Origin of the sequence: Pseudomonas sp. Q2-TVG4-2, from assembly GCF_013620795.1 — a bacterium.
Lineage (GTDB): Bacteria > Pseudomonadota > Gammaproteobacteria > Pseudomonadales > Pseudomonadaceae > Stutzerimonas.
Window position 1 is genome coordinate 208059 of sequence record NZ_LGLW01000007.1, and the last position, 25303, is coordinate 233361.

Consider the following 25303-nt stretch of genomic DNA (forward strand, 5'->3'; position numbering starts at 1 on the left):
TGCGCTGTAGAGCGACCTGGCGTGCAGTCTGTCAGCTATCGAACGCATTCCGGATCCAGTTGGGCTTCTCTGCGTTGCTGACTGCCGCGCCTATGGCCACCACATCGAAGCGACAAGGATGCCTTGCCCAGCGACTCTCCTTCTGCAGGAAAAGCTGGGCAGCCTTGATCAGCTTCTGCTGCTTGCGCAGGTCGACGCTTTCGAGCGCGCCACCCCATGCGGCGTGGCGTCTGTAGCGAACCTCGACGAATACTACTGTATCGCCATCGAGCATGACCAGATCAAGCTCGCCGCTGCGGCATGCCCAGTTCCGACACAACAGAGTCAGTCCATGCTGTTGCAGATGGCGCTGTGCAAAATCCTCGGCGGCCTGTCCGCTGATCTGCTTGCTGGTAGTGGTCAATAGGGCGTATCCGTCAGCGGCTGAACATCACCGTCGCGGAATTCGGCCCACGGCAGGCTTCGCTCGATTCGCTGTTCTGGGGTAATGCTCAGCGTGCCGGATAGACCTTCGAGCCGTGTGTCCGGGAGTGCCAGCAACTGATTCAGGCGCGGTGCTAGCAGATAGGCATCAGCGCCCATGGCGTACAACCTGCCGAGGCTGCCTCGGGCTTGCGGCCACTTGCGTTCGATTTCTTGACGAAGTGGTAATTGAGCATCGAGCAGCCAGGGCGTTTCGGTGAAGCGAATGCCTTCGAGGTCAAGGTATTGCGTGCGATTGTCGGTGGCAGCGTGCAAGTGGGAGGTGGCATACACGGGCAGGTCACCGGCGTACTGGAATATCAGGGTGGGTTTGACCTGCTGCGCCTGCTGAGGTGTCGCTGCCAGGAAGAGGAAATCCACGTCCTGGCGGCGTGATGGCTGAGACTCGGCGCTATTGCTGGTGATGCTCTCGCGCTGCGCTTGGTTTCCGCTGCTGCTGACCTGCAGCAGCCTGGCGATTTGATTGGCCAGCTCGATCGGTTCGGCCAGGGGCTCGGCAGCTATGACTACTCCGCCTTGTGCCTGCCACTCCTGGCGAAAGGCTTCAAACACGCGGTTGCCCCAATCGCCACGAGGCGTCAGCGCTATCGCACGGCGGTGCCCGTCGGCCCAGGCGCGGCGTGCCACTTCGCGCGCTTCGTCTTCTGCGGCCAGGCCGAACTGGAACAGCTGCGGTGGCGCCTTTTGATTCGCATCGCTGTAGTTGAGAGCGAGGGTAGTGATTGGGAGCTGCTCGCGGGCAGCCAGCTGGCGGACCATGTCCTTTTCCAGCGGGCCGATCACCAGTTCGACGCCGGAGGCGGTTGCTTGTCGGTAGAAGTCGTCCAGCGAGGCTAGGCGGGTACTGTCGAACAGCTCGATCTTCAGATCTTGCCGCGCTTCCAAATGAGCGGCGAGAAAGCCGTCACGCAGGGCGCGCGCTACGCTGGCCAGCGGACCGTCCATCGGCAGCAGCAGGGCCACGTGTGACAAGGGCTTGTCCGCCAGCTCGCGAAGCTTGATCAGCGGCTCAGGCAGACGCCGGGCGGCAGGGTGGTTGGGGTTCTGCTGTATCCAGGCGTCGATCGCCCGCTGTTGCTGGCCGATGGTACCTGCCTGCTTGACGGTGGCTGCAAGTGATAGCCAGCCGGCCAGATCCACGTCTGGGGTGGGCTGCAGCTGATCGGGCGGCAGGGCCGAAACCAGCGACCAGATTGTTTCGTGATTCCGCTCGGCCGCGTCACCGCTCAGCAGGGGGGCGATGAACGTGCGTTCGCGTGCCGCGTCGAGCGGCTGCTTGTTTGCTTCGAGCGCTTGCGCGCGTGTCAGCTGAGCGCGTAATTGCTGTTCGACGGGCAATTCCGCGAGACGCTCGAAGGCTGGGTGTTGCAGGGCTTGAAGGGCGCGCTGCGGTTCGCCTTCGGCCAGTGCCAGCTCCGCTTCGAGGGTTTTTGCAAACATTTGTTGCGCCGGCATCAGTTGCTCAATAGCGACCTGCTCGAGTATCTGTCGAGCCTGCGCCTGGTCGCCCTGTTGCATGCTCTGGTCGGCCGCTGACAATCGCAGCAGGGCGGCCTTTCCGGGTTCGCTGGCGTCGGCCTCCTTCAGCAGCTGTTGCGTTGATGCCTGAGGGGTGCGTGGTAGCTCGCCCAGTGTCGAGGATGGCGAGCTGGCGCAGGCTGAAAGCACGGCAGCAATGCATAAGAAAAGAAGCGGGCGAAAGCGAGCCATCATGTGATCATTCCTGGAGGCGCTGGCGGGTGTCGGAGGATTGTACCCAAGCGCTGGCGGGGCTGCGATGTCGCGGCCGCTAAACGGGCTACAATGCGCGTTTTCCGTGATTGAGGTATGCCCTGTGACTGCGCCAGACGATGTGAATTCCGCGGCAGGCACGCTCTACGTCGTCGCTACGCCCATTGGTAATCTGGAAGACATTAGTGCGCGGGCGTTGCGCGTGTTGGCAGAGGTAGCGCTGATTGCAGCGGAGGATACCCGTCACTCGGCTCGGCTGATGCAGCACTTCGGTATCAGCACACCTCTGGCTGCATGTCACGAGCACAATGAGCGGGACGAGGGTGGGCGTTTTATAAAGCGGCTACTGGCCGGTGGCGATGTGGCGCTGATATCCGATGCCGGCACGCCATTGATATCTGACCCCGGATACCATCTGGTCAGGCAAGCGCGCGCGGCAGGCATACGCGTGGTGCCGCTCCCGGGAGCCTGTGCGCTGATTGCCGCGCTTTCTGCCGCGGGTTTGCCATCCGATCGATTCATCTTCGAGGGTTTTTTGCCCGCCAAGCAGGCCGCGCGCCGGTCCCGCCTGGAACAGTTGCGAGAAGAACCGCGTACGTTGATCTTCTATGAGGCCCCGCATCGTATCCTCGATTCGCTGATCGATCTGGAGGTGGTGTTCGGTCCGGATCGGCCAGCTGTGCTGGGGCGCGAACTGACCAAGACGTTCGAAACATTGAAGGGGGCGCCACTTGCCGAGCTGCGCGCCTGGGTGGAATCCGACAGCAATCAACAGCGCGGGGAATGCGTGCTTGTGATTGGAGGCTGGCAGGCGCCGCAGGGCGATGACGCGGTCGATGCGAATACGCTTCGTGTGCTGCACCTGTTATTGGCGGAGCTGCCGGTGAAACGAGCAGCGGCCGTTGCGTCCGAGATAACCGGTGTTAAAAAGAACCTGCTTTACCAGCTTGCATTACAGAACAAGCAATCGGATCGGTAGTCGCGTTTTTATTCGTCGGTGTGCTGGCTGCGTCACGGAGGGCTGTCAGCTTGCAGGCCGGGGGCGGGCAAAGTACCCTAGCGGCCGGAGAGTCGATCGGACAGTCGCTGTTCTATCCTGTTTACAGGATAGGAGGGAGGAAAGTCCGGGCTCCATAGGGCGAAGTGCCAGGTAACGCCTGGGAGGCGTGAGCCTACGGAAAGTGCCACAGAAAATAACCGCCTAAGCGCCTCGGCGCCGGTAAGGGTGAAAAGGTGCGGTAAGAGCGCACCGCACGGCTGGCAACAGTCCGTGGCTAGGTAAACCCCACTTGGAGCAAGACCAAATAGGGATCCATTGGCGTGGCCCGCGCTGGATCCGGGTAGGTTGCTAGAGGCAGTCAGTGATGGCTGTCGTAGAGGAATGACTGTCCTCGACAGAACCCGGCTTACAGATCGACTCTCCGACCCTTCCGTTACGTCCTGCTTTTAAGTCCAAAATATTCTTGCTCTTAACAAAGTACTTTAACTTTGAAGTGCAGGTTTTTGGCTTGCCTGAATATATCTACCCTGTCTCTGCTCTGCTTTACCGTTTATCCCCTCTCTGCTCGCTAAATTCCCGTCCCATAAGGGTTTTTCCCGTCAGGCTCACCTTGACGGTGGGGCTGCTGCATTTCTATAGTGCGCACAAGTGGTAGAAAGTGGAACGAAGTGGGTTTTTATGGGCACGAACAGCTAACTCAGAGGGAACGCAGCCGTGTTTCGCGGAGCAAACGCCATCAGTCTCGATGCCAAAGGGCGGCTAGCCATGCCCAGCCGGTATCGTGACGAGCTCGTTTCGCGCTGCGAGGGCCAGCTGATCATCACCATCGACGCGGTTGATCGCTGTCTCGGTATATATCCGCTGCCCGAGTGGGAGCAGATCGAAGCCAAGCTCCGCGAGCTGCCATCGCTGCGAGAGGAGAGTCGCCGACTGCAGCGTTTGCTGATCGGTAACGCGGTGGATCTAGAAATGGACGGCAGTGGTCGCGTGCTGGTGCCGCCACGTTTGCGTGAGTACGCCGGCCTGGATAAGCGGGCCATGCTGGTAGGTCAGCTGAACAAGTTCAGCCTGTGGAACGAGGACGACTGGAACGCGCAAGCAGATGCGGACCTGGCGGCCATTAAACAACCCGGCGCGTTGCCGGAAGAATTGCGTGATCTAATCCTGTGAGCCAGACCAGCAGCTACAACCATGTGACCGTGTTGCTCGACGAGGCCGTTGCGGCGCTCGCTGTGCGGCCGGATGGCCGCTATCTGGATGGGACCTTCGGGCGCGGTGGGCACAGCCGCCTCCTGCTGCGGCAGCTTGGGCCTGATGGCTGTTTGCTAGGATTCGATAAAGACCCGCTAGCAATCGCTACGGGGCAAGCACTGGCGGCCGAGGATGGCCGCTTTGTCGTTGTGCAAAGAAGTTTTGCCGAGCTCGGCGCTGAAGTGGCGCAACGCGGCTGGACTGGCACCTTGAGTGGTGTCCTGTTGGATCTCGGCGTGTCTTCGCCGCAGCTGGACGATCCTGAGCGCGGCTTCAGCTTTCTCAACGATGGTCCGCTGGATATGCGCATGGATCCCAGCCGCGGGATCAGTGTCGCCGAATGGATTGCCACGGCCAGCGAGGATGACATCGCTCGCGTACTCAAAGAGTACGGCGAGGAGCGCTTCGCCAAGCGCATGGCGCGCGCCGTGGTTCAGCGCCGAGGTGAGCGGCCCTTTGAGCGCACGGCCGATCTCGCCCAGGTGCTGACGGTTGCCAATCCTGCCTGGGAGAAAGGCAAGAACCCGGCGACTCGCGCTTTTCAGGGGCTGCGCATCTTCATCAACAATGAGCTCGGCGACTTGGAAGCCGGACTCGAGGCTGCCCTGGAAGCGCTCGAGGTCGGCGGTCGGCTGGTCGTGATCAGCTTTCATTCGCTCGAAGACCGCATCGTTAAACAATTCATGCGTCGCCATGCCAAGGGCGAAGCTGACACGCTGCCGCGTGACCTGCCGATCATTCCAGAGAGGTTCGTTCCGCGCATGAAATTGTTGGGCAAGCCGCAGTACGCGTCCGCGGATGAGGTTAAGGCCAACCCCCGCTCACGTAGTGCCGTAATGCGCGTTGCGGAGAAGTTGCGGTGAATCAGCTCCGCCGCGCCATGCCCAACGGCAGCTTATTGATGCTGGTGCTGTTTGTTGCTGTACTTCTGTCGGCGATCGCCGTCGCCTATAGCGCTCACTGGAACCGCCAACTGCTTAATGAGCTGTACGGTGAACTCAGTGTGCGTGACAAGGCGCAGGCCGAATGGGGGCGTCTGATTTTGGAGCAAAGCACCTGGACGGCACATAGCCGTATCGAGACGCTGGCTGCCGAGCAGTTGAAGATGCTCATCCCTGAAGCGGCGGATGTCAGGCTGGTGGCCCCATGAAGCTTCAGGGCGCTCTCTATCCCTGGCGTTTCCGCATCGTGCTGGCCTTGCTGGCGCTGATGGTCGGCGCCATTGCCTGGCGCATCGTCGACTTGCAGGTGATCGATCAGGGTTTCCTCAAGGACCAGGGTGATGCACGCAGCGTGCGGCACATACCCATCCCCGCGCATCGCGGTTTGATCACCGATCGACATGGCGAGCCGCTGGCGGTCAGTACGCCGGTGACCACTCTCTGGGGAAATCCACGCGAACTGCAAGCAGCCCAGGCGCGCTGGCCAGAACTGGCCGAGGCCTTGGGGCAACCGCCTGCTGTCCTTGGGCAGCGCCTCAAGGAACAAGCCGAGCGCGAGTTCATCTACCTCGTTCGCGGGTTGACGCCCGAGCAGGGCCAGCGCGTGCTCGACATGGAAATTCCCGGCGTGTATTCGCAGGAGGAATTTCGCCGTTTCTATCCGGCAGGCGAAGTGGCCGCGCATGTGGTTGGCTTCACCGATATCGACGATCGCGGCCGAGAAGGTTTGGAGCTGGCATACGACGAGTGGCTGGCAGGCGTCCCCGGCAAGCGCCAGGTGCTCAAGGATCGTCGTGGGCGGCTGATCAAGGATGTGCAGGTGGTCAAGAATGCCAAGGCCGGCAAGTCCTTGGCACTGTCCATTGACCTGCGCTTGCAATATCTGGCGCACAGCGAGCTGCGCAAGGTCGTACAGGAATACGGTGCCAAGGCAGCCAGCCTGGTGATGGTCGATGTGAAGACCGGCGAAGTCCTCGCCATGGCCAACCAGCCGACCTACAACCCCAACAATCGACGCAACCTGACGCCCTCGGCGATGCGCAACCGAGCGTTGATCGATGTGTTCGAGCCCGGCTCGACGGTCAAGCCATTCAGTATCGCGGCGGCGCTCGGGACCGGCAAATATCAGCCTGAGTCGGTGGTCAATACATTGCCGGGTTGGATGCGTATCGGTCGTTACACCATTCGCGACGTGTCCCGTGGGGGCATGCTCAACCTCACCGGCATTCTGATGAAGTCAAGCAACGTCGGGATCAGCAAGATTGCGCTGGATATCGGCCCGGAGCCGGTATACGCAATCATGCACCAGGCGGGATTCGGTCAGTCCACCGGCCTCGGCTTTCCTGGGGAGCGCGTCGGAAGCCTGCCTAATCATCGTAAATGGCGCGATGCCGAAACCGCTTCGCTCGCTTACGGCTACGGGCTGTCGGTGACCGCGGCTCAGCTTGCTCACGCCTATGCGGTACTGGGTAACGAAGGCAGTAACGTTCCTCTGTCGCTGCTCCGTTTGGACCAGCCGCAGGAAGGCGTGCAAGTCATCGACAAGGACATTTCAAGTACCGTGTTGCGGATGCTGCAATCCGTCGTTGAGGAAGAGGGTGGCGGCGGCGCGCGGGCCAAGGTGCCGGGCTATCACGTTGCGGGCAAGAGCGGCACGGCGAAAAAGGTCTCCGGGACCGGTGGCTATACCAAGGATGCCTATCGCTCGTTCTTCGCCGGTGTGGCGCCAGTCTCCGATCCGCGCATCGCAATCGTCGTGGTCGTCGACGAGCCCAGCGAGGGCGGCTACTACGGTGGCCTCGTCTCTGCACCAGTGTTCGGCAAGGTGGCGGCTCGTGCGTTGCGGCTGATGAACGTGGCCCCCGACAACCTGCCGCCACCTGCGGAGATTCAGACCGCCGAAGCGGCGAAGGCCAAGGGAGGGCGGATTTGATGCCGATGCCGTTGAACCAACTGCTGCCTCAGGCTGTCAGCGCGACACTGATTCGTGAGCTCACCTTGGACAGCCGCAAGGTACGTCCAGGCGATCTGTTTCTGGCTGTGCCGGGCCTTCGGCAAGACGGTCGCATACACATTGCGGATGCAATTTCCCGCGGCGCCGCAGCGGTCGCCTACGAAGCCGAAGATGCGCCTGAGATGACCGCGGAGAGTGCGGTGCTGGTGCCGGTCCGCCGCCTGGCGGAGCAGTTGTCTGCGATCGCCGGTCGGTTTTATGGCGAGCCAAGCCGCAGCCTGCATCTGGCCGGCGTCACCGGAACCAACGGCAAGACCAGCGTGACCTACCTCATCGCTCAGGCCCTGGATCGTCTGGGGGAGCGTTGCGGCATCATCGGCACCCTTGGCACCGGCTTCCACGGCGAGCTCGTACTCGGGCAGCACACGACGCCTGATGCCATCGGCGTGCAGGCCAACCTGGCAAGCCTGCGCAAGCAGGGTGCCCGAGCCGTGGCGATGGAGGTTTCTTCCCACGGCCTCGCTCAGGGCAGGGTTGCCGCGCTGGCATTCGATGTGGCCGTGTTCACCAATCTATCGCGCGACCACCTTGACTATCACGGCTCCATGGAAGCCTACGGTGAGGTCAAGGCCCGACTGTTCAAGATGCCGGGGCTCAGCTGCCGAGTGATCAATCTGGACGATCCGTTCGGGCGCGTCCTCGCGGCAGAGCATGGGGAATCGCGGCTGATTACCTACAGCCTGGACGACGCTGCTGCTTATCTCTATTGCCCAGAAGCACGGCTGGACGATGACGGCATCCATGCGCGGCTGGTTACTCCGCAGGGTGAACGGTCGGTGCGTAGTCCGCTACTTGGTCGCTTCAACGTCAGCAACGTGCTCGCGGCGATCGGTGCACTGCTTGGGATGGACTATCCGTTGGATGAAGTCCTCGCCGTGCTACCGCAAATAGAAGGTCCTGCCGGCCGCATGCAGCGTCTGGGTGGCGGTGATTGCCCGCTGGTGGTGGTGGATTATGCCCATACGCCCGACGCGCTGGAAAAGGTCCTTGATGCGTTGCGCCCGCATACCCAGAGCAAGCTGCTGTGCTTGTTCGGCTGCGGCGGCGATCGCGATCGCGGCAAACGCGCGCTGATGGCCCGGGTCGCCGAGCGGTTGGCCGATCGTGTTGTGGTGACCGATGACAACCCAAGAAATGAAGATCCCGTGCAGATTCTCGATGAGATTCGCGCCGGCTTCGGAGCGCCGGAGCAAGCTGTCTTCATGCCGGGCCGGGCCGCAGCCATCGCCGCCTGCATCGCCGGTAGCCATGCTGACGATGTCGTGCTGCTGGCCGGCAAGGGCCACGAGGATTATCAGGAAATCAAGGGCGAACGTTTGCCGTTCTCCGATCTTGACCAGGCCTCTATAGCCCTGGCTGTCTGGAGGAAATCCAATGCTTGAAGCTATGCACCTGACCGATTTGGTCGAACCGCTATCCGCCAAGCTGATCAACGCCGATACGACTTTCATCTCGGTCAGCACTGATAGCCGCGCCATCGAGCCAGGGCAGTTGTTCGTGGCGCTGACCGGCCCTCGTTTCGATGGCCATGCCTATCTGGCCGAGGTCGCCGCCAAAGGCGCCGTGGCCGCATTGGTCGAGCGGCATGTGGCAGACGCTTCGCTGCCCCAGCTGGTGGTCGCGGACAGTCGCATCGCCTTGGGTCAGCTAGGGGCCCTGAATCGTGCCGCCTTTACCGGGCCGGTCGCGGCGATTACCGGCTCCAGCGGCAAGACCAGCGTCAAGGAGCTCCTCGCCAGCATTCTGCGTGCTGCCTATGGCGCCGATGCGGTGTTGGCCACTCGAGGCAACCTCAACAACGATCTTGGGGCTCCGCTGACCCTACTTGAACTGGCGCCTCAGCATCAGGCTGCAGTGATCGAACTGGGCGCTTCGCGTGTCGGAGAAATCGCCTATACCGTCCGCCTGACACAGCCGGATGTCAGCGTGATTACCAATGCTGGCACCGCCCATGTTGGCGAATTCGGTGGGCCGGACAAAATTGTCGAGGCCAAGGGCGAGATACTCGACGGCCTAGGCGCTAATGGCATCGCCGTGCTCAACCGCGATGACCGAGCGTACACGACCTGGGAGGGACGCGCGGCTGGCAAGCGCGTGGTGAGCTTCGCAATAAAGAGCCCCCTGGCAGATTTTCATCCGGCTTCGATCGGCTACGACTTACGCGGTTGCCCCAACTTCGTCCTGGCCGGGCCGTCCGGGACGGTGCGCGTCCAGCTTAATCTGCTCGGCCGCCACAGCGTCGCCAACGCACTCACCGCCGCTGCAGCTGCCAGTGCGCTGGGCGTCGCGCGCGAACACATCGTCGCAGGCCTCGAAAGCCTGCAGCCGGTCAAGGGCCGAGGTGTCGCGCAGGTACTCAGTAATGGTGTACGCCTCATTGATGACACCTATAACGCCAACCCGGCCTCCATCTGCGCGGCCATTGATGTGCTGGCCGGCTTTGCCGGACGCACCGTGCTGGCGTTGGGCGACATGGGCGAGTTGGGTGATTGGGCCGAGCAGGGCCATCGCGAGGTCGGCAGTTACGCCGCAGACAAGGTAGATATCTTGTTCGCGGTTGGACCGCTGATGAAGCATGCCGTTGACGCCTTCGGTGCCGGCGGTCGTCATTTCGCCGATCAGCAAAGTCTGATCGAGGCGCTGCGCCTGGAGCAGGGCAACGCCACCACCATTTTGATCAAGGGATCACGGAGCGCTGCGATGGATAAGGTCGTCGCTGCGCTTTCCGCATCCGGCATGGAGAAACATTGATGCTGCTGCTACTCGCCGAGTATCTGCAACGCTTCCACACGGGCTTCGCGGTCTTTCAGTACCTGTCCCTGCGTGGAATTCTCGGCGTGCTCACCGCGCTGGTGCTTTCATTGTGGATGGGGCCTTGGCTGATCCGCACGCTGCAGCTACGCCAGATAGGCCAGTCGGTGCGTACCGATGGGCCGCAAACGCACCTGTCGAAATCCGGAACACCGACCATGGGTGGCGCACTGATTCTCAGCGCAATCGCCATCAGCACGTTGCTCTGGGCGGATCTGGCCAACCGTTATGTCTGGGTAGTACTCGCTGTGACGCTGCTATTCGGGGCGATCGGCTGGGTTGACGATTACCGCAAGGTGATCGAGAAGAACTCCCGCGGCCTGCCGAGCCGCTGGAAATACTTCTGGCAATCGGTATTCGGCCTCGGTGCCGCGATCTTCCTTTATATCACTGCGCAGACTCCGGTCGAGACCACCCTGATCCTGCCATTGCTGAAGAACATCGAGATCCCGCTGGGAATCGGCTTCATAGTGCTGACCTACTTCGTCATCGTCGGCTCGAGCAATGCGGTGAATCTCACCGACGGACTCGACGGCCTGGCGATCATGCCGACGGTGATGGTCGGCGGCGCGCTGGGCATCTTCTGCTACCTGTCCGGAAACGTGAATTTTGCCGACTACCTGCTGATTCCCTATATCCCCGGCGCGGGCGAGCTGATCGTGTTCTGCGGTGCTTTGATCGGTGCCGGGCTCGGTTTTCTCTGGTTCAACACTTACCCGGCGCAGGTGTTTATGGGTGATGTCGGCGCGCTGGCACTCGGCGCCGCATTGGGCACCATCGCTGTGATCGTTCGGCAAGAAGTAGTGCTGTTCATCATGGGCGGGGTGTTCGTGATGGAAACCCTGTCGGTGATGATTCAGGTGGCCTCGTTCAAGCTGACCGGCAAGCGGGTCTTCCGCATGGCGCCGATCCATCACCACTTTGAACTCAAAGGCTGGCCCGAACCGCGGGTCATCGTGCGCTTCTGGATCATCACGGTGATCCTGGTGCTGGTTGGTCTCGCTACCCTGAAATTGAGGTAATAAAGAGTGCTCATCGCTTCCGATCAGTTCCGCATCGTCGTAGGTCTCGGCAAGAGCGGCATGTCCCTGGTCCGCCACCTGGCGAGCCGCGGGGTGCCGTTTGCCGTGGCCGATACGCGCGCGAACCCGCCGGAACTCGCCACTCTGCAAGCGCAGTACCCGAACGTCGAAGTCCGTTGCGGTGAACTCGATCCGCAGTTCCTCTGCCGGGCCAGCGAGTTGCTGGTCAGCCCCGGTCTGCCGATCAGCACGCCCGCATTGCAGGCGGCGGCCGCCAATGGAGTGAAGCTGTCCGGCGACATCGAGCTGTTCGCGCGCGAAGCCAAGGCGCCAATCGTGGCGATCACTGGCTCGAATGCAAAAAGCACGGTGACAAGCCTGGTCGGCGAAATGGCCGCTGCAGCCGGTCGCAAGGTGGCCGTGGGTGGAAATCTGGGCACGCCGGCACTGGATCTGCTCGAAGATGACGTCGAACTCTATATCCTGGAACTGTCGAGCTTCCAGCTGGAGACAACTGACCGGTTGGATGCGGAAGTCGCGACCTGTCTGAATCTTAGTGAAGATCACATGGACCGCTACGACGGTTTGCCGTCTTATCACCAAGCCAAGCATCGGATTTTCCGCGGTGCGCGACAGGTGGTGATCAATCGCGACGATCGTCTCAGCCGTCCGCTGATTGCGGATGACGTTCCGGCCTGGTCGTTCGGTCTCGGCAAACCAGATTTCAAGGGCTTCGGGTTGTTCGAGGAGAACGGTGAGAAATATCTTGCCTTCCAGTTCGACGCGCTGATGCCGGCCAACCAGCTAAAGATCCGCGGCGCGCACAATCAATCTAACGCGCTGGCGGCTTTGGCGCTGGGGTACGCGGTGGGACTGCCGTTCGAGCCGATGCTCGCGACTTTGCGCAATTTTACTGGGCTTGCCCACCGCTGCCAGTGGGTCGGCGAGCGCAAGGGTGTCAGCTATTACGATGATTCCAAGGCGACCAATGTTGGCGCCGCGCTAGCAGCGATCGATGGTCTGGGCAGCGACATCGACGGCGAGCTGGTGCTGATTGCTGGCGGCGACGGCAAGGGCGCTGACTTTTCGACCCTGCACAGCCCGGTCGCGCATCACTGCCGGGAGGTGATTCTGCTGGGCCGCGATGCCGAGCGGCTCGCCGTGGCGCTTGAAGGCGCAGCTCCGCTCCATCGTGTCCAGACGCTTCAGCAAGCCGTGCAGTTGGCATCCAAGCTGGCGCAGTCTGGCGATGCGGTGCTGCTATCGCCAGCCTGTGCCAGCCTCGACATGTTCGAGAACTTCGAGGATCGCGGACGTCAGTTCGCCGCTGCCGTGGGGGCGCTCAGCTGATGCTCGCCTTCCTGCGCAGTGCGCCCTCTCCGCTGTTCGGCCGCCGTGGCCTGGATCTCGACTTCCCGATGCTCGCCGGCTGCTTAGCGCTGTTGGGGCTCGGGCTGGTCATGATCACCTCGGCCTCTTCCGAAGTCGCGGCGGTGAATGCCGGCAACTCGCTGTACCACATGGTCCGCCATCTGGTGTACGTACTGATTGGTCTGGGCGCAGCCACTGCTGTGCTGCTGGTGCCGCTGTCGGCCTGGCAGCGGCTGGACTGGATGCTGCTGCTGGGTGCTTTTGCGCTGCTGATCCTGGTGCTGATCCCCGGTATCGGTCGTGAGGTCAACGGCTCCATGCGCTGGATCGGCTTTGGTGCCTTCAACGTGCAACCCTCTGAGTTGGCCAAGCTCTTCGTCGTGGTCTATCTCGCGGGTTATCTGGTGCGTCGCCAGCAAGAGGTGCGTGAAAGCCTGTGGGGCTTCCTCAAGCCGTTCCTGGTGCTGCTGCCAATGGCGATGCTGCTCCTGCTCGAGCCCGACTTCGGTGCGACCGTGGTCATGATGGGTGCGGCAGTGGCGATGCTGTTCCTCGGCGGAGTCGGCTTGATCCGATTCAGTCTGCTGGTCCTGTTAGCGGTCGGCGCTGTGTTCATTCTTGTGCAGACGCAGGAGTATCGCCTGCAGCGGTTGATCACCTTTACCGATCCCTGGGCCGACCAGTATGGCGCCGGCTACCAGTTGACCCAGGCGCTGATTGCGTTCGGTCGTGGCGAATGGTTGGGAGTCGGCCTTGGCAACAGCGTGCAAAAGCAGTTCTACCTGCCCGAAGCGCACACAGACTTCGTATTTTCCGTGCTGGCCGAAGAGTTGGGTATGGTGGGTGCGCTGCTGACCATTATGCTGTTTGCCTTCGTTGGAGTGCGTGCGCTCTACATCGGATTGGCCGCCGAGCGTGCGCGTCAGTTCTTTGCGGCCTATATCGCCTGGGGCGTCGCCTTCCTCTGGCTTGGGCAGTTCCTGATCAATGTCGGTGTGAACGTCGGCTTGTTGCCGACCAAGGGCCTGACCCTGCCGTTCCTCAGCTATGGCGGCAGTTCGTTGGTTGTGACCTGCGCCAGCATGGCGTTGCTGCTGCGCATCGAGTGGGAAAGCCGCACCGTGTTGGGCAGCGAAGACGCCGAGTTCAGCGAAGATGACTTTGCCGAAGCGCCTGCGCCAAAAGGCAAGGGGGTCGCGCATGGCCGCTAACGTCCTGATCATGGCTGGCGGAACCGGCGGACACGTATTCCCAGCGTTGGCCTGCGCCCATGAATTTCAGAGCCGCGGTTTCAGCGTGCACTGGCTGGGTACACCGCGCGGTATCGAGAACGAAGTGGTTCCAGCCGCAGGCTTGCCGCTGCACCTGATTCAGGTGAGCGGGCTGCGTGGCAAAGGTGTGACCTCGCTTCTCAAGGCGCCATTCCAGCTGCTGCGCTCGCTCGGGCAGGCTCGGCGCATCATGCGCGAGCTGCAGCCGGTCTGTGTGCTCGGGCTCGGCGGCTACGTGACGGGCCCCGGTGGCCTGGCGGCGAAGCTTGCCGGAGTACCGCTGATCATCCATGAGCAGAACGCCGTCGCCGGAACCGCCAACCGTAGCCTGGTGCCTTTTGCCGCGCGGGTTTGCGAGGCGTTTCCGAATACTTTCAGCGACAGCGCCAAGCGGCGTACGACCGGCAATCCGGTGCGCCACGAGCTGTTTCTCGAAACGCCCAGGCAGACGCTGCGGGGCCGTCGGCCCCGCTTGCTGGTGCTGGGAGGCAGTCTGGGCGCCGAGCCCTTGAACAAGTTGCTGCCCGAGGCGCTCGCGCAGGTGGACGTTGAGCTGCGGCCCGAGGTGTTCCATCAGGCCGGCAAACAGCATGCGGACATCACCCAAGAGCGCTATCTCACGGCGGGCGTCGAGGCCGAAGTCGCACCCTTTATCAAGGACATGGCGCGTGCCTACGCTTGGGCCGATCTGGTGATCTGCCGCGCTGGCGCCCTGACGGTGTGCGAGCTTGCGGCGGCCGGGCTGCCGTCGTTCCTAGTGCCGCTGCCGCATGCAATCGACGATCACCAGACGCGTAATGCCGAATATCTGGCGAAGGAGGGCGCAGCCGTTCTTCTCCCTCAAGCAAACACCGATGCTGCAGCGCTAGCCGCGCAGCTGACCGAGGTAATGATGCAGCCGGAAAAACTCAAGGCCATGGGAACCACGGCGCGCCGCCTGGCTCGGCCGGACGCCACCCGTACCGTCGTCGATATCTGCCTGGAGGTGGCGCATGGCTAAATCCCCCGCTGCGGTAAAGGCTGAAGTCCGACGCATGCGCCGCATTCGCCGGATTCATTTCGTCGGTGTCGGCGGCGTCGGTATGTGCGGCATCGCTGAAGTGTTGTTGAATCTCGGGTACGACGTTTCCGGCTCGGATCTAAAAGCCTCCGCAAGTACTGAGCGCCTGCAGAATTTCGGTGCGCAGATCTTCATTGGGCATCAGGCCGGCAATGTCGCCGGTGCCGATGTACTGGTGGTTTCCAGTGCGGTCAATGCCACCAATCCTGAGGTGGCGTTCGCGCTCGAACAGCGTATCCCGGTGGTACCCCGCGCCGAGATGCTTGCCGAGTTGATGCGCTATCGCCATGGCATCGCCGTTGCCGGTACCCACGGCAAGACCACTACCACCAGTCTGTTGGCATCGGTCTTTGCCGCGGGTGGGCTCGATCCCACCTTTGTCATTGGCGGGCGTCTGACCGCAGCTGGTACCAATGCTCAGCTGGGCACCAGCCGTTACCTGATTGCCGAGGCCGACGAGAGCGACGCGAGCTTCCTGCATTTGCAGCCGATGGTTGCGGTCGTGACCAACATCGATGCCGATCACATGAGCACCTATGGCGGTGACTTCGGCAAGCTCAAGCGAACCTTCGTCGAGTTCCTGCACAACTTGCCGTTTTACGGACTGGCAGTGCTCTGTGTCGATGACCCGATAGTGCGCGAGATCATTCCGCAGGTAGGCCGACCGATCACCACGTATGGCACTCATGAAGATGCCGACGTGCGGGCCATCAACATCCGACAGGAAGGCATGCGCACCTACTTCACCGTGCTACGCGATGGTTTCGATGCGCTCGACGTGTCGGTCAACATGCCGGGCAACCACAATGTGCTCAATGCACTGGCCACTATTGCGATCGCCACCGACGAGGGCATCGACGACGCCGCCATCGTCCAAGGGCTTTCGCAGTTCGGCGGCGTCGGTCGGCGCTTCCAGGTCTATGGCGAGCTGCCGGTGGAAGACGGCAGCGTGATGTTGGTCGATGACTATGGCCACCATCCGCGTGAGGTGGCAGCGGTGATTCAGGCGGTTCGCGGCGGCTGGCCGGAGCGCCGGCTGGTCATGGTCTATCAGCCTCATCGCTTCAGCCGAACCCGCGATCTGTACGACGACTTCGTTCAGGTGCTGACCGAAGCCAACGTACTGCTGCTGATGGAGGTCTATCCGGCCGGCGAGGAACCCATTCCCGGGGCCGATAGCCGTCATCTGTGCCACAGCATCCGTCAGCGCGGTCAGCTCGACCCCATCTATATAGAGCGCGGCGTCGAACTGGCCCCGCTGGTCAAGCCGCTGCTGCGCCCGGGCGATATTCTGCTGTGCCAGGGTGCCGGCGACATCGGCGGGCTGGCCCCGCAACTCATCAACAGTCCCCTGTTTGCTGGCGACGCAAGCGCCGCGAGGAAAAGCGAATGACTGCCCTGCAATCAACTCGTGACCCCCAGACTTTCGGCCGGGTTGCCGTGCTCTTCGGTGGCAAGAGTGCCGAGCGCGAAGTGTCGCTTAAATCCGGCGCTGCGGTGCTTGCCGCGCTGCAGGCGGCCGGCGTCGATGCGTTCGGCATCGATGTGGGTGACGATCTGCTGACCCGCCTGAATAGTGAGCGCATCGACCGTGCCTTCATCGTCCTGCATGGGCGTGGTGGCGAAGACGGCAGCATGCAAGGGCTGCTCGAATGTGCCGGGATTCCCTATACGGGTAGCGGCATTCTTGCGTCGGCGCTGGCCATGGACAAGTTGCGCACCAAGCAGGTGTGGCAAAGCCTTGGTCTGCCAACCCCACGGCATGCCGTGCTGGCGAGCGAGGCCGATTGCCACGCGGCGGCCGAGCGTCTGGGCTTCCCATTGATCGTTAAGCCGGCGCATGAGGGTTCGAGCATCGGTATGGCGAAGGTCGCCGGCATCGCCGAGCTTATCGCCGCATGGCGCGCTGCGAGTGCTTACGATGCTCAGGTGCTGGTCGAGCAGTGGATCCAGGGCCCGGAATTCACCATCGCCACGCTGCGTGGCGCGGTGCTGCCACCCATCGGCCTGGGCACACCGCATTCCTTCTACGACTACGACGCCAAGTATCTGGCCAACGATACCCAGTACCGCATTCCGTGTGGTCTGGATGCGGCGAAAGAGCAGGAGCTTAAGGATCTCTCCGCGCGCGCCTGCGAAGCCGTGGGGATCCAGGGCTGGGCGCGCGTCGACGTCATGCAGGACAGCGCCGGTGCCTTCTGGTTGCTGGAAGTGAACACCGTTCCGGGGATGACCGATCACAGTCTGGTGCCGATGGCCGCACGTGCGGCGGGGCTGGATTTCAAGCAGCTGGTGCTGGCGATCCTTGATGCCAGTATGGCGGTAGGGAACTGACCGATGATCACTACGCTGCGTCACTCACAGCCCGGGACCGGTCGTGCTTCGCGCAAGGCGGTGCAGCGGGGCGCGAGCCGTCTGGTGCAGCGCGAGCCACTCTCGGCGCGCTTGCCGCGTCCCAGCTTGAGTTCGCTCAAGCGTGTCCTGTGGCCGGTCATGCTGGTGGCGTTGGCCGTCGGGCTTTTCGAGCTGGGTGAGCAGCTTGCGCCCTATGCCGATAGGCCGATCGCCAAAGTCAGTGTTCGGGGTGAGCTGACCTATGTAGATCAGCAGGCGGTGCAAGCGCGCATGGCACCTTTCGTCGAAGCCAGTTTCTTCAAGGTGGATCTCGATGCATTGCGTCGCGACCTTGAGCAAATGCCGTGGATTGCCCATGTCGAGGCACGCCGGATCTGGCCGGACGAGGTCATGGTGCGCCTCGACGAACAGCTGCCTATCGCTCGCTGGGGCGATGAGGCGCTATTGAACAATAACGGTCAGGCCTTTGCGCCGGATGACCTGACTCAGTATGAACACTTGCCGCAATTGTATGGTCCGAAGCGGGCCCAGCAGCGGGTCATGCAGCAGTACCAGATGCTTAGCCAGATGCTGCGGCCGCTCGGTTTTTCCATCGCCCGCCTGGAGTTGCGTGCGCGGGGCAGCTGGTTCGCGACGACCAAGCAGGGCGTTGAGCTGCTGCTGGGAAGAGACCAGATAATCGAAAAAATGCGGCGCTTCACTGCCATCTACCAGCAAGAGCTGGCGCAGGAGAGCGAAAGAATTGCGCGGATCGACCTTCGCTACGCCAACGGCCTGGCCGTTGCGTGGCATGAGCCGAGCCCGACCGCGCCGGACGAATCCGTCGTTGCGAAGAATTGAGGAATGAAACACATGTCTAGCGTGCAAAGCGGCAAGATGATCGTCGGTCTCGATATCGGCACCTCCAAAGTGGTGGCGCTGGTGGGCGAAGTGACGCCCGATGGCGAGCTTGAGATCGTCGGGATTGGCACTCACCCGTCGCGCGGGTTGAAAAAAGGCGTGGTGGTCAATATCGAGTCCACCGTTCAGTCGATCCAGCGCGCCGTAGAAGAGGCACAGCTGATGGCTGGCTGCCGCATCCATTCCGCATTTGTCGGCCTGGCAGGCAATCATATCCGTAGCCTCAACTCCCACGGCATCGTCGCCATCCGTGATCGGGAAGTCAGCAGCGCCGACCTCGAACGCGTGCTGGATGCGGCGCAGGCCGTGGCGATTCCGGCGGATCAGCGTGTGCTGCATACCCTGCCACAGGACTACGTGATTGATAACCAGGAAGGCGTGCGTGAGCCGCTGGGCATGTCTGGCGTGCGCCTGGAAGCCAAAGTCCACGTGGTCACCTGCGCAGTGAATGCCGCTCAGAACATCGAAAAGTGCGTGCGTCGCTGTGGCCTTGAAGTCGACGACATCATTCTCGAACAGCTCGCCTCGGCACATGCCGTGCTCACCGATGACGAGAAGGAGTTGGGCGTCTGCCTGGTGGATATCGGCGGCGGTACCACCGACATCTGCATTTTCACCGAGGGCGCCATCCGCCACACCGCGGTGATCCCGATTGCCGGTGATCAGGTCACCAATGACATCGCCATGGCGCTGCGCACGCCGACCCAATACGCCGAAGAGATCAAGATCCGCTACGCCTGTGCACTTGCCAAACTGGCCGGCCCCGGCGAGACCATCAAAGTACCGAGCGTCGGCGACCGTCCGCCGCGGGAACTCTCGCGGCAAGCTTTGGCCGAAGTCGTGGAGCCGCGTTATGACGAACTCTTTACGTTGATCCAGGCCGAGCTGCGTCGCAGCGGCTACGAGGACCTGGTCCCTGCAGGGATCGTCCTCACAGGCGGCACAGCGAAGATGGAAGGTGCCGTCGAACTGGCCGAGGAAATCTTTCACATGCCGGTGCGCTTGGGCGTGCCGCATAGCATCAACGGACTCACTGACGTGGTCCGCAACCCTATCTATTCAACGGGCGTTGGCCTGTTGCTGTACGGGATGCGCAAGCAGACCGACGGCACGTCCATGTCCGGTCTCGGCAATTTCGCCGATGAACCCAAGACATCTGTCGTGGACCGGCTCAAGAGCTGGATCCAGGGCAATTTCTGAGCAGTGCGGCTGTACCTAAAACTAGAAAGCTGGAAGGAGAGAGGGAAATGTTCGAACTCGTAGATCATACCCCGCAAAGTGCAGTGATCAAGGTCATTGGCGTAGGCGGAGGCGGCGGCAATGCCGTCAATCACATGGTGCGCAACAACGTTGAAGGCGTGGAATTCATCTGCGCCAACACCGATGCTCAGGCGCTGAAGAAAATCGAAGCGCGGACCGTACTTCAGTTGGGTTCCGCTATTACCAAAGGGCTGGGCGCAGGCACCAATCCCGATATCGGCCGTCAGGCTGCGATGGACGATCGTGAGCGCATCGCCGAAGTGCTGCAGGGCGCCGACATGGTATTCATCACCACCGGCATGGGCGGCGGTACCGGCACCGGCGCCGCGCCGGTCATCGCGTCGGTCGCCAAGGAAATGGGGATCCTGACGGTTGCTGTGGTGACCCGTCCATTCCCGTTCGAAGGCCGCCGCCGCATGCAGGTCGCTGACGAAGGCATCCGTCAGCTGTCCGAGTGCGTCGACTCGTTGATCACCATCCCCAACGAAAAGCTGCTGACCATCCTCGGTAAGGATGCGAGCCTGCTGTCTGCCTTCGCCAAGGCCGACGACGTCCTCACCGGCGCCGTGCGTGGCATTTCCGACATCATGCAACGTCCCGGCCTGATGAACGTAGACTTCGCCGACGTGAAAACCGTCATGGGCGAAATGGGCATGGCGATGATGGGGACAGGTTGTGCGACCGGACCGAACCGCGCTCGCGAGGCGACCGAGGCTGCGATCCGCAATCCGCTGCTGGAAGACGTCAACCTGCAGGGCGCTCGCGGCATTCTGGTCAACATCACCGCTGGTCTGGATCTTTCGCTCGGTGAGTACGCTGCGGTGGGTGAGATCATCGAGGCCTTCGCTTCCGATGAAGCGACCGTCAAGGTTGGCGCTGTGATCGATCCGGATATGCTCGACGAGCTGCACGTCACGGTCGTGGCTACCGGCCTCGGCCCGCGCAATGAGAAGCCGGTCAAGGTTGTCGATAACACGCTGCAGACCGCTGCGGTGGCCCCTCAGGCTGCACCGGCTCCGCGTCAGGATCAGGCTGCGGTGAACTACCGCGACCTGGACCGCCCGACTGTTATGCGCAATCAGGCCCATGCGGCCGCGACGGCGGCTAAGATGAATCCGCAGGAGGATCTGGACTATCTAGATATTCCAGCTTTTCTGCGTCGCCAGGCTGATTGATTGAATGCATCAGGACTATCGGGGTGATTGGTGTTCAGCAAAGTGGGGTTCTGCTATGATCGCCATCTTTGTTGGAAACCATTCGCAACAGCGCACTAGCGAAACCAAGCCATGATCAGACAACGCACCTTGAAGAACATCATTCGCGCCACTGGCGTCGGCCTGCATTCGGGGGAGAAGGTATACCTGACCCTGAAGCCGGCACCCGTGGACACCGGAATCGTGTTCTGTCGTACCGATCTCAACCCGCCGGTGCAAATCGCCGCGCGGGCCGAGAACGTCGGCGAGACTACCATGTCGACTACGCTGATCAGCGGCGATGTCAAAGTCGATACGGTGGAGCACTTGCTTTCGGCGATGGCTGGGCTTGGCATCGACAATGCCTATGTTGAGCTTTCCGCGTCGGAAGTGCCGATCATGGATGGCAGCGCTGGCCCCTTCGTATTCCTGATTCAATCGGCCGGCCTGCAGGAGCAGGACGCCCCCAAGAAGTTCATCCGCATCATTCGCGAGGTCTCGGTGGAAGATGGCGACAAGCGCGCCACGTTCTTGCCATTCGAAGGCTTCAAGGTGAGTTTCGAGATCGATTTCGACCATCCGGTTTTCCGCGGTCGCACCCAGACCGCCAGCGTGGATTTCTCCAGTACTTCCTTCGTCAAGGAAGTCAGCCGTGCACGGACTTTCGGGTTCATGCGCGATATTGAGTTTCTCCGCTCGCACAACCTGGCTCTGGGTGGAAGTGTCGACAACGCGATCGTGGTCGATGAAGACCATGTGCTCAACGAAGACGGCCTGCGGTACGAGGATGAATTCGTGAAGCACAAGATTCTCGATGCAATCGGTGATCTCTACTTGCTGGGCACCAGTCTGATCGGCGAATTCCGCGGCTTTAAATCCGGACATGCATTGAACAACCGTTTGCTGCGCACCTTGATGGAACAGAAGGACGCGTGGGAAATGGTGACATTCGATGATTCCCAGACCGCACCGATCTCCTACATGCGTCCGGCAGCTGCCGGCTGAGCAGTACTCTCTTTCCTTTTTCAGGCCACCTTCGGGTGGCCTTTTTTTATTTCTAAACAAGCGATGGGCAGGCTGCCCTCGCTTGCGAATGCTCGGTCAGTTCATACCGTCTAGCAGGCCGGCCATATCATCGGCATGTTCTTCTTCCTGCGCGAGGATGTCTTCGAAGATCCGCCTTGTGGTGGGATCCTTATCACCGATGTACTGAACGATCTCCCGGTAGCTGTCGATGGCGATACGTTCAGCGACTAGGTTCTCAAAGACCATGTCACGCAGCCCGTTGCCCTCGGCATATTGGGCATGGGCGCGTTCGGTGAGACTGTCCGGATTGAAGTCCGGGGCGCCACCGAGCTGTACGATGCGTTCGGCCAACCGGTCGGCATGTTCCTGCTCTTCGTTCGCATGTTCGAGAAACTCGTCGGCCGCGACGCTCGATTTCAACCCTGTCGCCATGTAGTAGTGGCGCTTGTAGCGCAGATAACAAACTAACTCGGTTGCCAGTGCCTCGTTAAGCAGGTGGATCACCGTATCGCGATCGGCCGAGTAGCTCTCGGTCACTGCTCCCTTCTCGACGTGCTGGCGGGCGCGCTCGCGCAACGTCTGTTTGTCGCTCAACTGTACGTAGCTCATCACGGTCTCCTGAGTCTGTAGGGCTGTGTATCGTTCAGCCTATGCTGCCGTCGCGCCTCTGGCGTCTCACTGGGCCTAATCTGTGATGGGCGGGGAGGAGGAAAGTTTAGCCAGGCTTGTCTTTTTCCGGCCGGTCCGCCTTACCGGGCTCTTCGATGGGTACCGGTTTGCCAGGGTCCTTGCGCTCTGGTTCTGGGATCGGGCTTGGCGTTCCGTCATCCCTCGGGTCTGGGTCATGCATGGAATGCTCCTTCAACTGAGGGCTTTGATGAGATCGTCCTTACGCATTTTCGAACGACCCTGAACGTCACGCTCACGAGCCTTCTGCATCAGCTCGTCCCGCGTAAGATCGGTGAGGGAGGTGCTGCCCGAGCGGTCGTTGCGTGCCGATCCCTTGTTGGGGGAGTCACCCGAACGAGCCTTTGCCGCCCGATGCGCTGAATCCTTGCGATCGGCCCGCTTGGCTGTGTCGCTTTTCTTTTGTCCCGAGCCGCCCTTGCGCTCGCCACCTCCAGATTGCTTGTTGACGGTGGCCCAGGCTCGGGCTTCGGCCTCTTCCTCTGGCACCCCACGTTCCTCATAGCTCTCTTCGATATGTTCGGCTTTACGCTGCTGTTTGTCGGTGTATTTAGATTTTTCGCCTCTGGGCATGATGATTTACCTCGTGCCAGTAGAACATGTGGGGCCGCAGGTGCTTGCCCTAAAGTGGCTTGTGCCACGATGCCTGTGTTCTGTTTGGTCCTCGTGCCAGGCCTTGAGTTTCACGCGTGTTAGCATTGCAGGTTCCGCCTACCGCATCGGTCGTCCGGTTTGGCCGTGCCGCGACATGGCAGTTGAAAATGCATGTAGGTGGGCCGGGTACAGCAACAACAAACCTTGGCCAGCTTCACTTCAGCGGAACGAAATTCGTTTATGCTGGCCTGAAAGAGGCACGAGCCGCGCTATCTCGGTAGTTACAGCGTGATGTTCGTGTTTCGAATCTGTTTCAAAAATCTATGCTTGCCGCTACCGGTGAGCTTTGAATGAGGCGATAACCAGATGCGAATCCTTGTATGCGGAGCCGGTGGCCAGGTCGGCCACGAGTTGGTAGACCGTGCTGGTGCGTATGGTCTCGAGGCGCTTGGCATGACTCGGGAGCAACTGGACATTACCGATGCTGGCCAAATCGCAGGTCTCATCAGCCAGCTCAAGCCGGGCATGATTATCAATGCAGCCGCCTACACGCATGTCGACAACGCCGAGACGCACAGCGAGCAGGCTTACGCGACTAACCGCGATGGCGCCGCCAGGCTGGCCGAGGCCGCTCGGCAAGCGTCCATTCCGTTGCTGCACATCTCTACCGATTATGTGTTTTCCGGCGAAGCCCGGCTGCCGTACCGTGAGGAAGACGATATCGCCCCAACGGGGGTTTACGGCGCGAGCAAGCTGGCCGGTGAATCAGCTATCCAAGCGGTGCTGGACGAGCATGTGATCCTGCGGACCAGTTGGGTATATGGCGTGCACGGACATAACTTCGTTAAGACGATGCTACGTCTTGGACGTCAACGCGATTCGCTGTCGGTCGTCGCCGATCAGTTTGGCTGCCCAACCCAGGCCGGTAGCATTGCAGACGTATTGCTGCAGCTGGCTCAGCGTTATGTTCAGAACGGTACGCTTGCCTGGGGGCTTTACCACTACAGCGGAAAGTCGCCCTGCACCTGGTTCGATTTCGCCGCAGAGATATTTCGTCAGGCGGAGGTCAAGGGCATTCTTCCAACAAAACCGAAGGTGTCCTCGATCACCACCGCCCAATACCCTACACCGGCGCGCCGGCCGGCCTGGTCGGTGCTCGATTGCACGAAGTTCGAAGCAACCTTCGGCATCGATACGCACGACTGGCATGATGATCTGTCCGTTGTGCTCGATGCGCTGATCGAGGCGGAGTCCGGTGCCGCGGTTGCTGCTGCGCAGCACTCCCAGGCCTGATCATCCGGATCGGCCCCTCGCTGAACATGGTCTGCATCCGGTTGGGTGATCTGGCTCGCGACTCGGGGTATTCTTTGCGGCTTTTGCGGGGCGACATCTGGTCGCTCCGGTTGCTGGAGAAGCCGCTTGGTCGTGTTTCAGGCAATTCTGCCTATCTTTGGCTTGATCATGCTCGGCTATCTGCTGGGTTGGCGACACTGGCTCGCGGGTGAAGCGGCGGCCGGGCTCGCCAATATCACCTTCAAATTGTTCATGCCGGCGGTATTGTTTACTGGCATTGCGCGCGCGCAGCTAAGCGAAGGCATGTCGCCGATGCTGTTGCTGGCTTATTTTGGGCCGGTGCTCGCCATTTTCGTTCTGGTGGGCCTGGTTGCCCACCGTTTGCTTGGACGGGCTTCGCCCCTCGGACTGACGGCGGCCTATTCCAATAACGTGCTGGTCGGGATCCCCTTGGTCACAACCCTGCTTGGGCCGGAGAGCCTGGTCTATGTGTTCGCCATCCTGGTTTTCCACAGCCTGATTCTGTTTTCGCTGCAGAGCTTCTACGGTGCGTTCGGTTCAGCGCAAAAGGTCAGTGGCACTGCGCTGCTGAAAAACCTTGCTAACCCGCTCATCGTGGGTTTGTTACTCGGCGCCTTGCTGAACGTGTCTGGGTTGGGTCTGCCGCAACCGGTGTGGCGCATGGCAGACTGGTTGGCTCAGGCCGCCTTGCCTTGCGCGCTTATCGTGCTGGGCATCAGCCTGTCGCGCTATCGCCTGCGCCCGAGCACTACGGTGCTGGGGCTGGCATTGGTCAAGTTGGGCTTGTTCCCGCTGCTGGTGTGGTGCGTCGGGGGGTTGCTGCCCGGACTCAGTCACGAGGCCCGCAGCGTGCTGGTGCTACTGGCGGCTTGCCCGAGTGGCGTCAACGTGCTGGCATTCGTGATTAATCAGGAAGATACCCGCGTGGTCAGTTCGACCGTGTTCCTCTCGACCCTGCTCGCGGCGATCAGCCTGCCGCTGTGGATGCTGTTGACGTCTACGTGAGTCCGCAGGCGGCT

At 61.3% G+C, this 25303-nt stretch carries 24 protein-coding genes and 1 other RNA gene; 20 read left to right on the plus strand and 5 right to left on the minus strand.

The features are described from left to right. Window positions 1-31: 31 nt before the first annotated feature. Window positions 32-403, minus strand: coding sequence for a YraN family protein (locus H3028_RS16590; RefSeq protein WP_181298332.1), 372 nt, complete (start codon window positions 401-403; stop codon window positions 32-34). Then, a complete protein-coding gene (locus H3028_RS16595) occupies window positions 400-2196 on the minus strand; it encodes a penicillin-binding protein activator (protein ID WP_181298333.1) in 1797 nt (598 codons plus the stop codon). Before H3028_RS16595 ends, H3028_RS16590 begins: the two co-directional genes overlap by 4 nt. Window positions 2197-2260: 64 nt before the next feature. Here H3028_RS16595 and rsmI point away from each other — a divergent pair, with 64 nt between their 5' ends. The 18 genes from rsmI to lpxC all read left to right on the plus strand — a co-directional run bounded on the left by rsmI (window position 2261) and on the right by lpxC (window position 21668). Then, window positions 2261-3193: a 16S rRNA (cytidine(1402)-2'-O)-methyltransferase gene (gene rsmI / locus H3028_RS16600; RefSeq protein WP_181298334.1), complete on the plus strand. Its 933-nt coding sequence runs from the start codon at window positions 2261-2263 to the stop codon at window positions 3191-3193. Between the two features lie 88 nt (window positions 3194-3281). Further along, an RNA gene (gene rnpB / locus H3028_RS16605) (RNase P RNA component class A) lies at window positions 3282-3639 on the plus strand. 289 nt (window positions 3640-3928) lie between these two features. Beyond that, window positions 3929-4384, plus strand: coding sequence for a division/cell wall cluster transcriptional repressor MraZ (mraZ, locus tag H3028_RS16610; RefSeq protein WP_168425229.1), 456 nt, complete (start codon window positions 3929-3931; stop codon window positions 4382-4384). Next, window positions 4381-5328: a 16S rRNA (cytosine(1402)-N(4))-methyltransferase RsmH gene (gene rsmH / locus H3028_RS16615; RefSeq protein ID WP_181298335.1), complete on the plus strand. Its 948-nt coding sequence runs from the start codon at window positions 4381-4383 to the stop codon at window positions 5326-5328. Before mraZ ends, rsmH begins: the two co-directional genes overlap by 4 nt. Window positions 5329-5345: 17 nt before the next feature. Further along, window positions 5346-5615, plus strand: a complete 270-nt coding sequence (gene ftsL / locus H3028_RS16620) for a cell division protein FtsL (RefSeq protein WP_219920229.1) — start codon at window positions 5346-5348, stop codon at window positions 5613-5615. Further along, a complete protein-coding gene (locus tag H3028_RS16625) occupies window positions 5612-7339 on the plus strand; it encodes a penicillin-binding protein 2 (protein ID WP_181298337.1) in 1728 nt (575 codons plus the stop codon). The genes ftsL and H3028_RS16625 overlap by 4 nt, the downstream gene beginning before the upstream one ends. Then, entirely contained in the window at window positions 7339-8802 is a 1464-nt protein-coding gene (locus H3028_RS16630; RefSeq protein WP_181298338.1) for a UDP-N-acetylmuramoyl-L-alanyl-D-glutamate--2,6-diaminopimelate ligase, read from the plus strand. Before H3028_RS16625 ends, H3028_RS16630 begins: the two co-directional genes overlap by 1 nt. After that, window positions 8795-10171, plus strand: a complete 1377-nt coding sequence (murF, locus tag H3028_RS16635) for a UDP-N-acetylmuramoyl-tripeptide--D-alanyl-D-alanine ligase (RefSeq protein WP_181298339.1) — start codon at window positions 8795-8797, stop codon at window positions 10169-10171. The genes H3028_RS16630 and murF overlap by 8 nt, the downstream gene beginning before the upstream one ends. Beyond that, window positions 10171-11253 carry a phospho-N-acetylmuramoyl-pentapeptide-transferase gene (gene mraY, locus H3028_RS16640; RefSeq protein WP_181298340.1) on the plus strand — a complete coding sequence of 361 codons (1083 nt, stop codon included), beginning with the start codon at window positions 10171-10173 and terminating at the stop codon, window positions 11251-11253. The genes murF and mraY overlap by 1 nt, the downstream gene beginning before the upstream one ends. A 6-nt stretch (window positions 11254-11259) precedes the next feature. Next, window positions 11260-12603 (plus strand): UDP-N-acetylmuramoyl-L-alanine--D-glutamate ligase, encoded by a 1344-nt coding sequence (gene murD, locus H3028_RS16645; RefSeq protein ID WP_181298341.1) that lies wholly within the window; start codon window positions 11260-11262, stop codon window positions 12601-12603. Further along, window positions 12603-13835 (plus strand): putative lipid II flippase FtsW, encoded by a 1233-nt coding sequence (gene ftsW, locus H3028_RS16650; protein WP_181298342.1) that lies wholly within the window; start codon window positions 12603-12605, stop codon window positions 13833-13835. Before murD ends, ftsW begins: the two co-directional genes overlap by 1 nt. Next, window positions 13825-14895, plus strand: coding sequence for an undecaprenyldiphospho-muramoylpentapeptide beta-N-acetylglucosaminyltransferase (murG, locus tag H3028_RS16655; protein WP_181298343.1), 1071 nt, complete (start codon window positions 13825-13827; stop codon window positions 14893-14895). The genes ftsW and murG overlap by 11 nt, the downstream gene beginning before the upstream one ends. Beyond that, on the plus strand, window positions 14888-16348 hold the full coding sequence (gene murC / locus H3028_RS16660; protein ID WP_181298344.1) for a UDP-N-acetylmuramate--L-alanine ligase: 1461 nt from the start codon (window positions 14888-14890) through the stop codon (window positions 16346-16348). The genes murG and murC overlap by 8 nt, the downstream gene beginning before the upstream one ends. Continuing rightward, window positions 16345-17289: a D-alanine--D-alanine ligase gene (locus H3028_RS16665; protein WP_181298345.1), complete on the plus strand. Its 945-nt coding sequence runs from the start codon at window positions 16345-16347 to the stop codon at window positions 17287-17289. Before murC ends, H3028_RS16665 begins: the two co-directional genes overlap by 4 nt. Window positions 17290-17292: 3 nt before the next feature. Continuing rightward, a complete protein-coding gene (locus H3028_RS16670) occupies window positions 17293-18150 on the plus strand; it encodes a cell division protein FtsQ/DivIB (RefSeq protein WP_181298346.1) in 858 nt (285 codons plus the stop codon). Between the two features lie 12 nt (window positions 18151-18162). Continuing rightward, a complete protein-coding gene (gene ftsA, locus H3028_RS16675; RefSeq protein WP_181298347.1) occupies window positions 18163-19410 on the plus strand; it encodes a cell division protein FtsA in 1248 nt (415 codons plus the stop codon). Window positions 19411-19457: 47 nt separating this feature from the next. Then, window positions 19458-20645: a cell division protein FtsZ gene (gene ftsZ / locus H3028_RS16680; protein ID WP_181298348.1), complete on the plus strand. Its 1188-nt coding sequence runs from the start codon at window positions 19458-19460 to the stop codon at window positions 20643-20645. 111 nt (window positions 20646-20756) lie between these two features. Continuing rightward, entirely contained in the window at window positions 20757-21668 is a 912-nt protein-coding gene (lpxC, locus tag H3028_RS16685) for a UDP-3-O-acyl-N-acetylglucosamine deacetylase (protein ID WP_181298349.1), read from the plus strand. Window positions 21669-21764: 96 nt separating this feature from the next. Here the strand turns inward: lpxC and H3028_RS16690 are convergent, their stop codons facing one another. The 3 genes from H3028_RS16690 to H3028_RS16695 form a co-directional block, all read right to left on the minus strand. After that, complete coding sequence (locus tag H3028_RS16690; RefSeq protein ID WP_181298350.1) at window positions 21765-22298, minus strand: bacterioferritin; 534 nt, start codon at window positions 22296-22298, stop codon at window positions 21765-21767. 106 nt (window positions 22299-22404) lie between these two features. Continuing rightward, complete coding sequence (locus tag H3028_RS21315; protein WP_258237825.1) at window positions 22405-22539, minus strand: hypothetical protein; 135 nt, start codon at window positions 22537-22539, stop codon at window positions 22405-22407. A gap of 11 nt (window positions 22540-22550) precedes the next feature. Next, window positions 22551-22949 (minus strand): Rho termination factor N-terminal domain-containing protein, encoded by a 399-nt coding sequence (locus H3028_RS16695; RefSeq protein WP_181298351.1) that lies wholly within the window; start codon window positions 22947-22949, stop codon window positions 22551-22553. Between the two features lie 387 nt (window positions 22950-23336). Between H3028_RS16695 and rfbD the strand changes: the two genes are divergently transcribed. Both rfbD and H3028_RS16705 read left to right on the plus strand, forming a co-directional pair. Further along, window positions 23337-24263 carry a dTDP-4-dehydrorhamnose reductase gene (gene rfbD / locus H3028_RS16700; protein ID WP_181298352.1) on the plus strand — a complete coding sequence of 309 codons (927 nt, stop codon included), beginning with the start codon at window positions 23337-23339 and terminating at the stop codon, window positions 24261-24263. 126 nt (window positions 24264-24389) lie between these two features. After that, window positions 24390-25289: an AEC family transporter gene (locus tag H3028_RS16705; protein ID WP_181298353.1), complete on the plus strand. Its 900-nt coding sequence runs from the start codon at window positions 24390-24392 to the stop codon at window positions 25287-25289. Window positions 25290-25303: the final 14 nt, after the last annotated feature.

Bases quoted from the DNA above. Each gene is read 5' to 3' on its own strand.
- murF (WP_181298339.1), top strand. From the start codon at position 8,795: ATGCTTGAAGCTATGCACCTGACCGATTTGGTCGAACCGCTATCCGCC.
- H3028_RS16670 (WP_181298346.1), top strand. From the start codon at position 17,293: ATGATCACTACGCTGCGTCACTCACAGCCCGGGACCGGTCGTGCTTCG.
- mraY (WP_181298340.1), top strand. From the start codon at position 10,171: ATGCTGCTGCTACTCGCCGAGTATCTGCAACGCTTCCACACGGGCTTC.
- murG (WP_181298343.1), top strand. From the start codon at position 13,825: ATGGCCGCTAACGTCCTGATCATGGCTGGCGGAACCGGCGGACACGTA.
- H3028_RS21315 (WP_258237825.1), bottom strand. From the start codon at position 22,539: ATGCATGACCCAGACCCGAGGGATGACGGAACGCCAAGCCCGATCCCA.
- lpxC (WP_181298349.1), top strand. From the start codon at position 20,757: ATGATCAGACAACGCACCTTGAAGAACATCATTCGCGCCACTGGCGTC.
- H3028_RS16625 (WP_181298337.1), top strand. From the start codon at position 5,612: ATGAAGCTTCAGGGCGCTCTCTATCCCTGGCGTTTCCGCATCGTGCTG.
- H3028_RS16690 (WP_181298350.1), bottom strand. From the start codon at position 22,298: ATGAGCTACGTACAGTTGAGCGACAAACAGACGTTGCGCGAGCGCGCC.
- ftsL (WP_219920229.1), top strand. From the start codon at position 5,346: ATGCCCAACGGCAGCTTATTGATGCTGGTGCTGTTTGTTGCTGTACTT.
- ftsA (WP_181298347.1), top strand. From the start codon at position 18,163: ATGTCTAGCGTGCAAAGCGGCAAGATGATCGTCGGTCTCGATATCGGC.
- H3028_RS16595 (WP_181298333.1), bottom strand. From the start codon at position 2,196: ATGATGGCTCGCTTTCGCCCGCTTCTTTTCTTATGCATTGCTGCCGTG.
- rfbD (WP_181298352.1), top strand. From the start codon at position 23,337: ATGCGAATCCTTGTATGCGGAGCCGGTGGCCAGGTCGGCCACGAGTTG.
- ftsW (WP_181298342.1), top strand. From the start codon at position 12,603: ATGCTCGCCTTCCTGCGCAGTGCGCCCTCTCCGCTGTTCGGCCGCCGT.
- rsmI (WP_181298334.1), top strand. From the start codon at position 2,261: ATGTCGCGGCCGCTAAACGGGCTACAATGCGCGTTTTCCGTGATTGAG.
- murC (WP_181298344.1), top strand. From the start codon at position 14,888: ATGGCTAAATCCCCCGCTGCGGTAAAGGCTGAAGTCCGACGCATGCGC.
- H3028_RS16630 (WP_181298338.1), top strand. From the start codon at position 7,339: ATGCCGATGCCGTTGAACCAACTGCTGCCTCAGGCTGTCAGCGCGACA.
- H3028_RS16695 (WP_181298351.1), bottom strand. From the start codon at position 22,949: ATGCCCAGAGGCGAAAAATCTAAATACACCGACAAACAGCAGCGTAAA.
- H3028_RS16665 (WP_181298345.1), top strand. From the start codon at position 16,345: ATGACTGCCCTGCAATCAACTCGTGACCCCCAGACTTTCGGCCGGGTT.
- ftsZ (WP_181298348.1), top strand. From the start codon at position 19,458: ATGTTCGAACTCGTAGATCATACCCCGCAAAGTGCAGTGATCAAGGTC.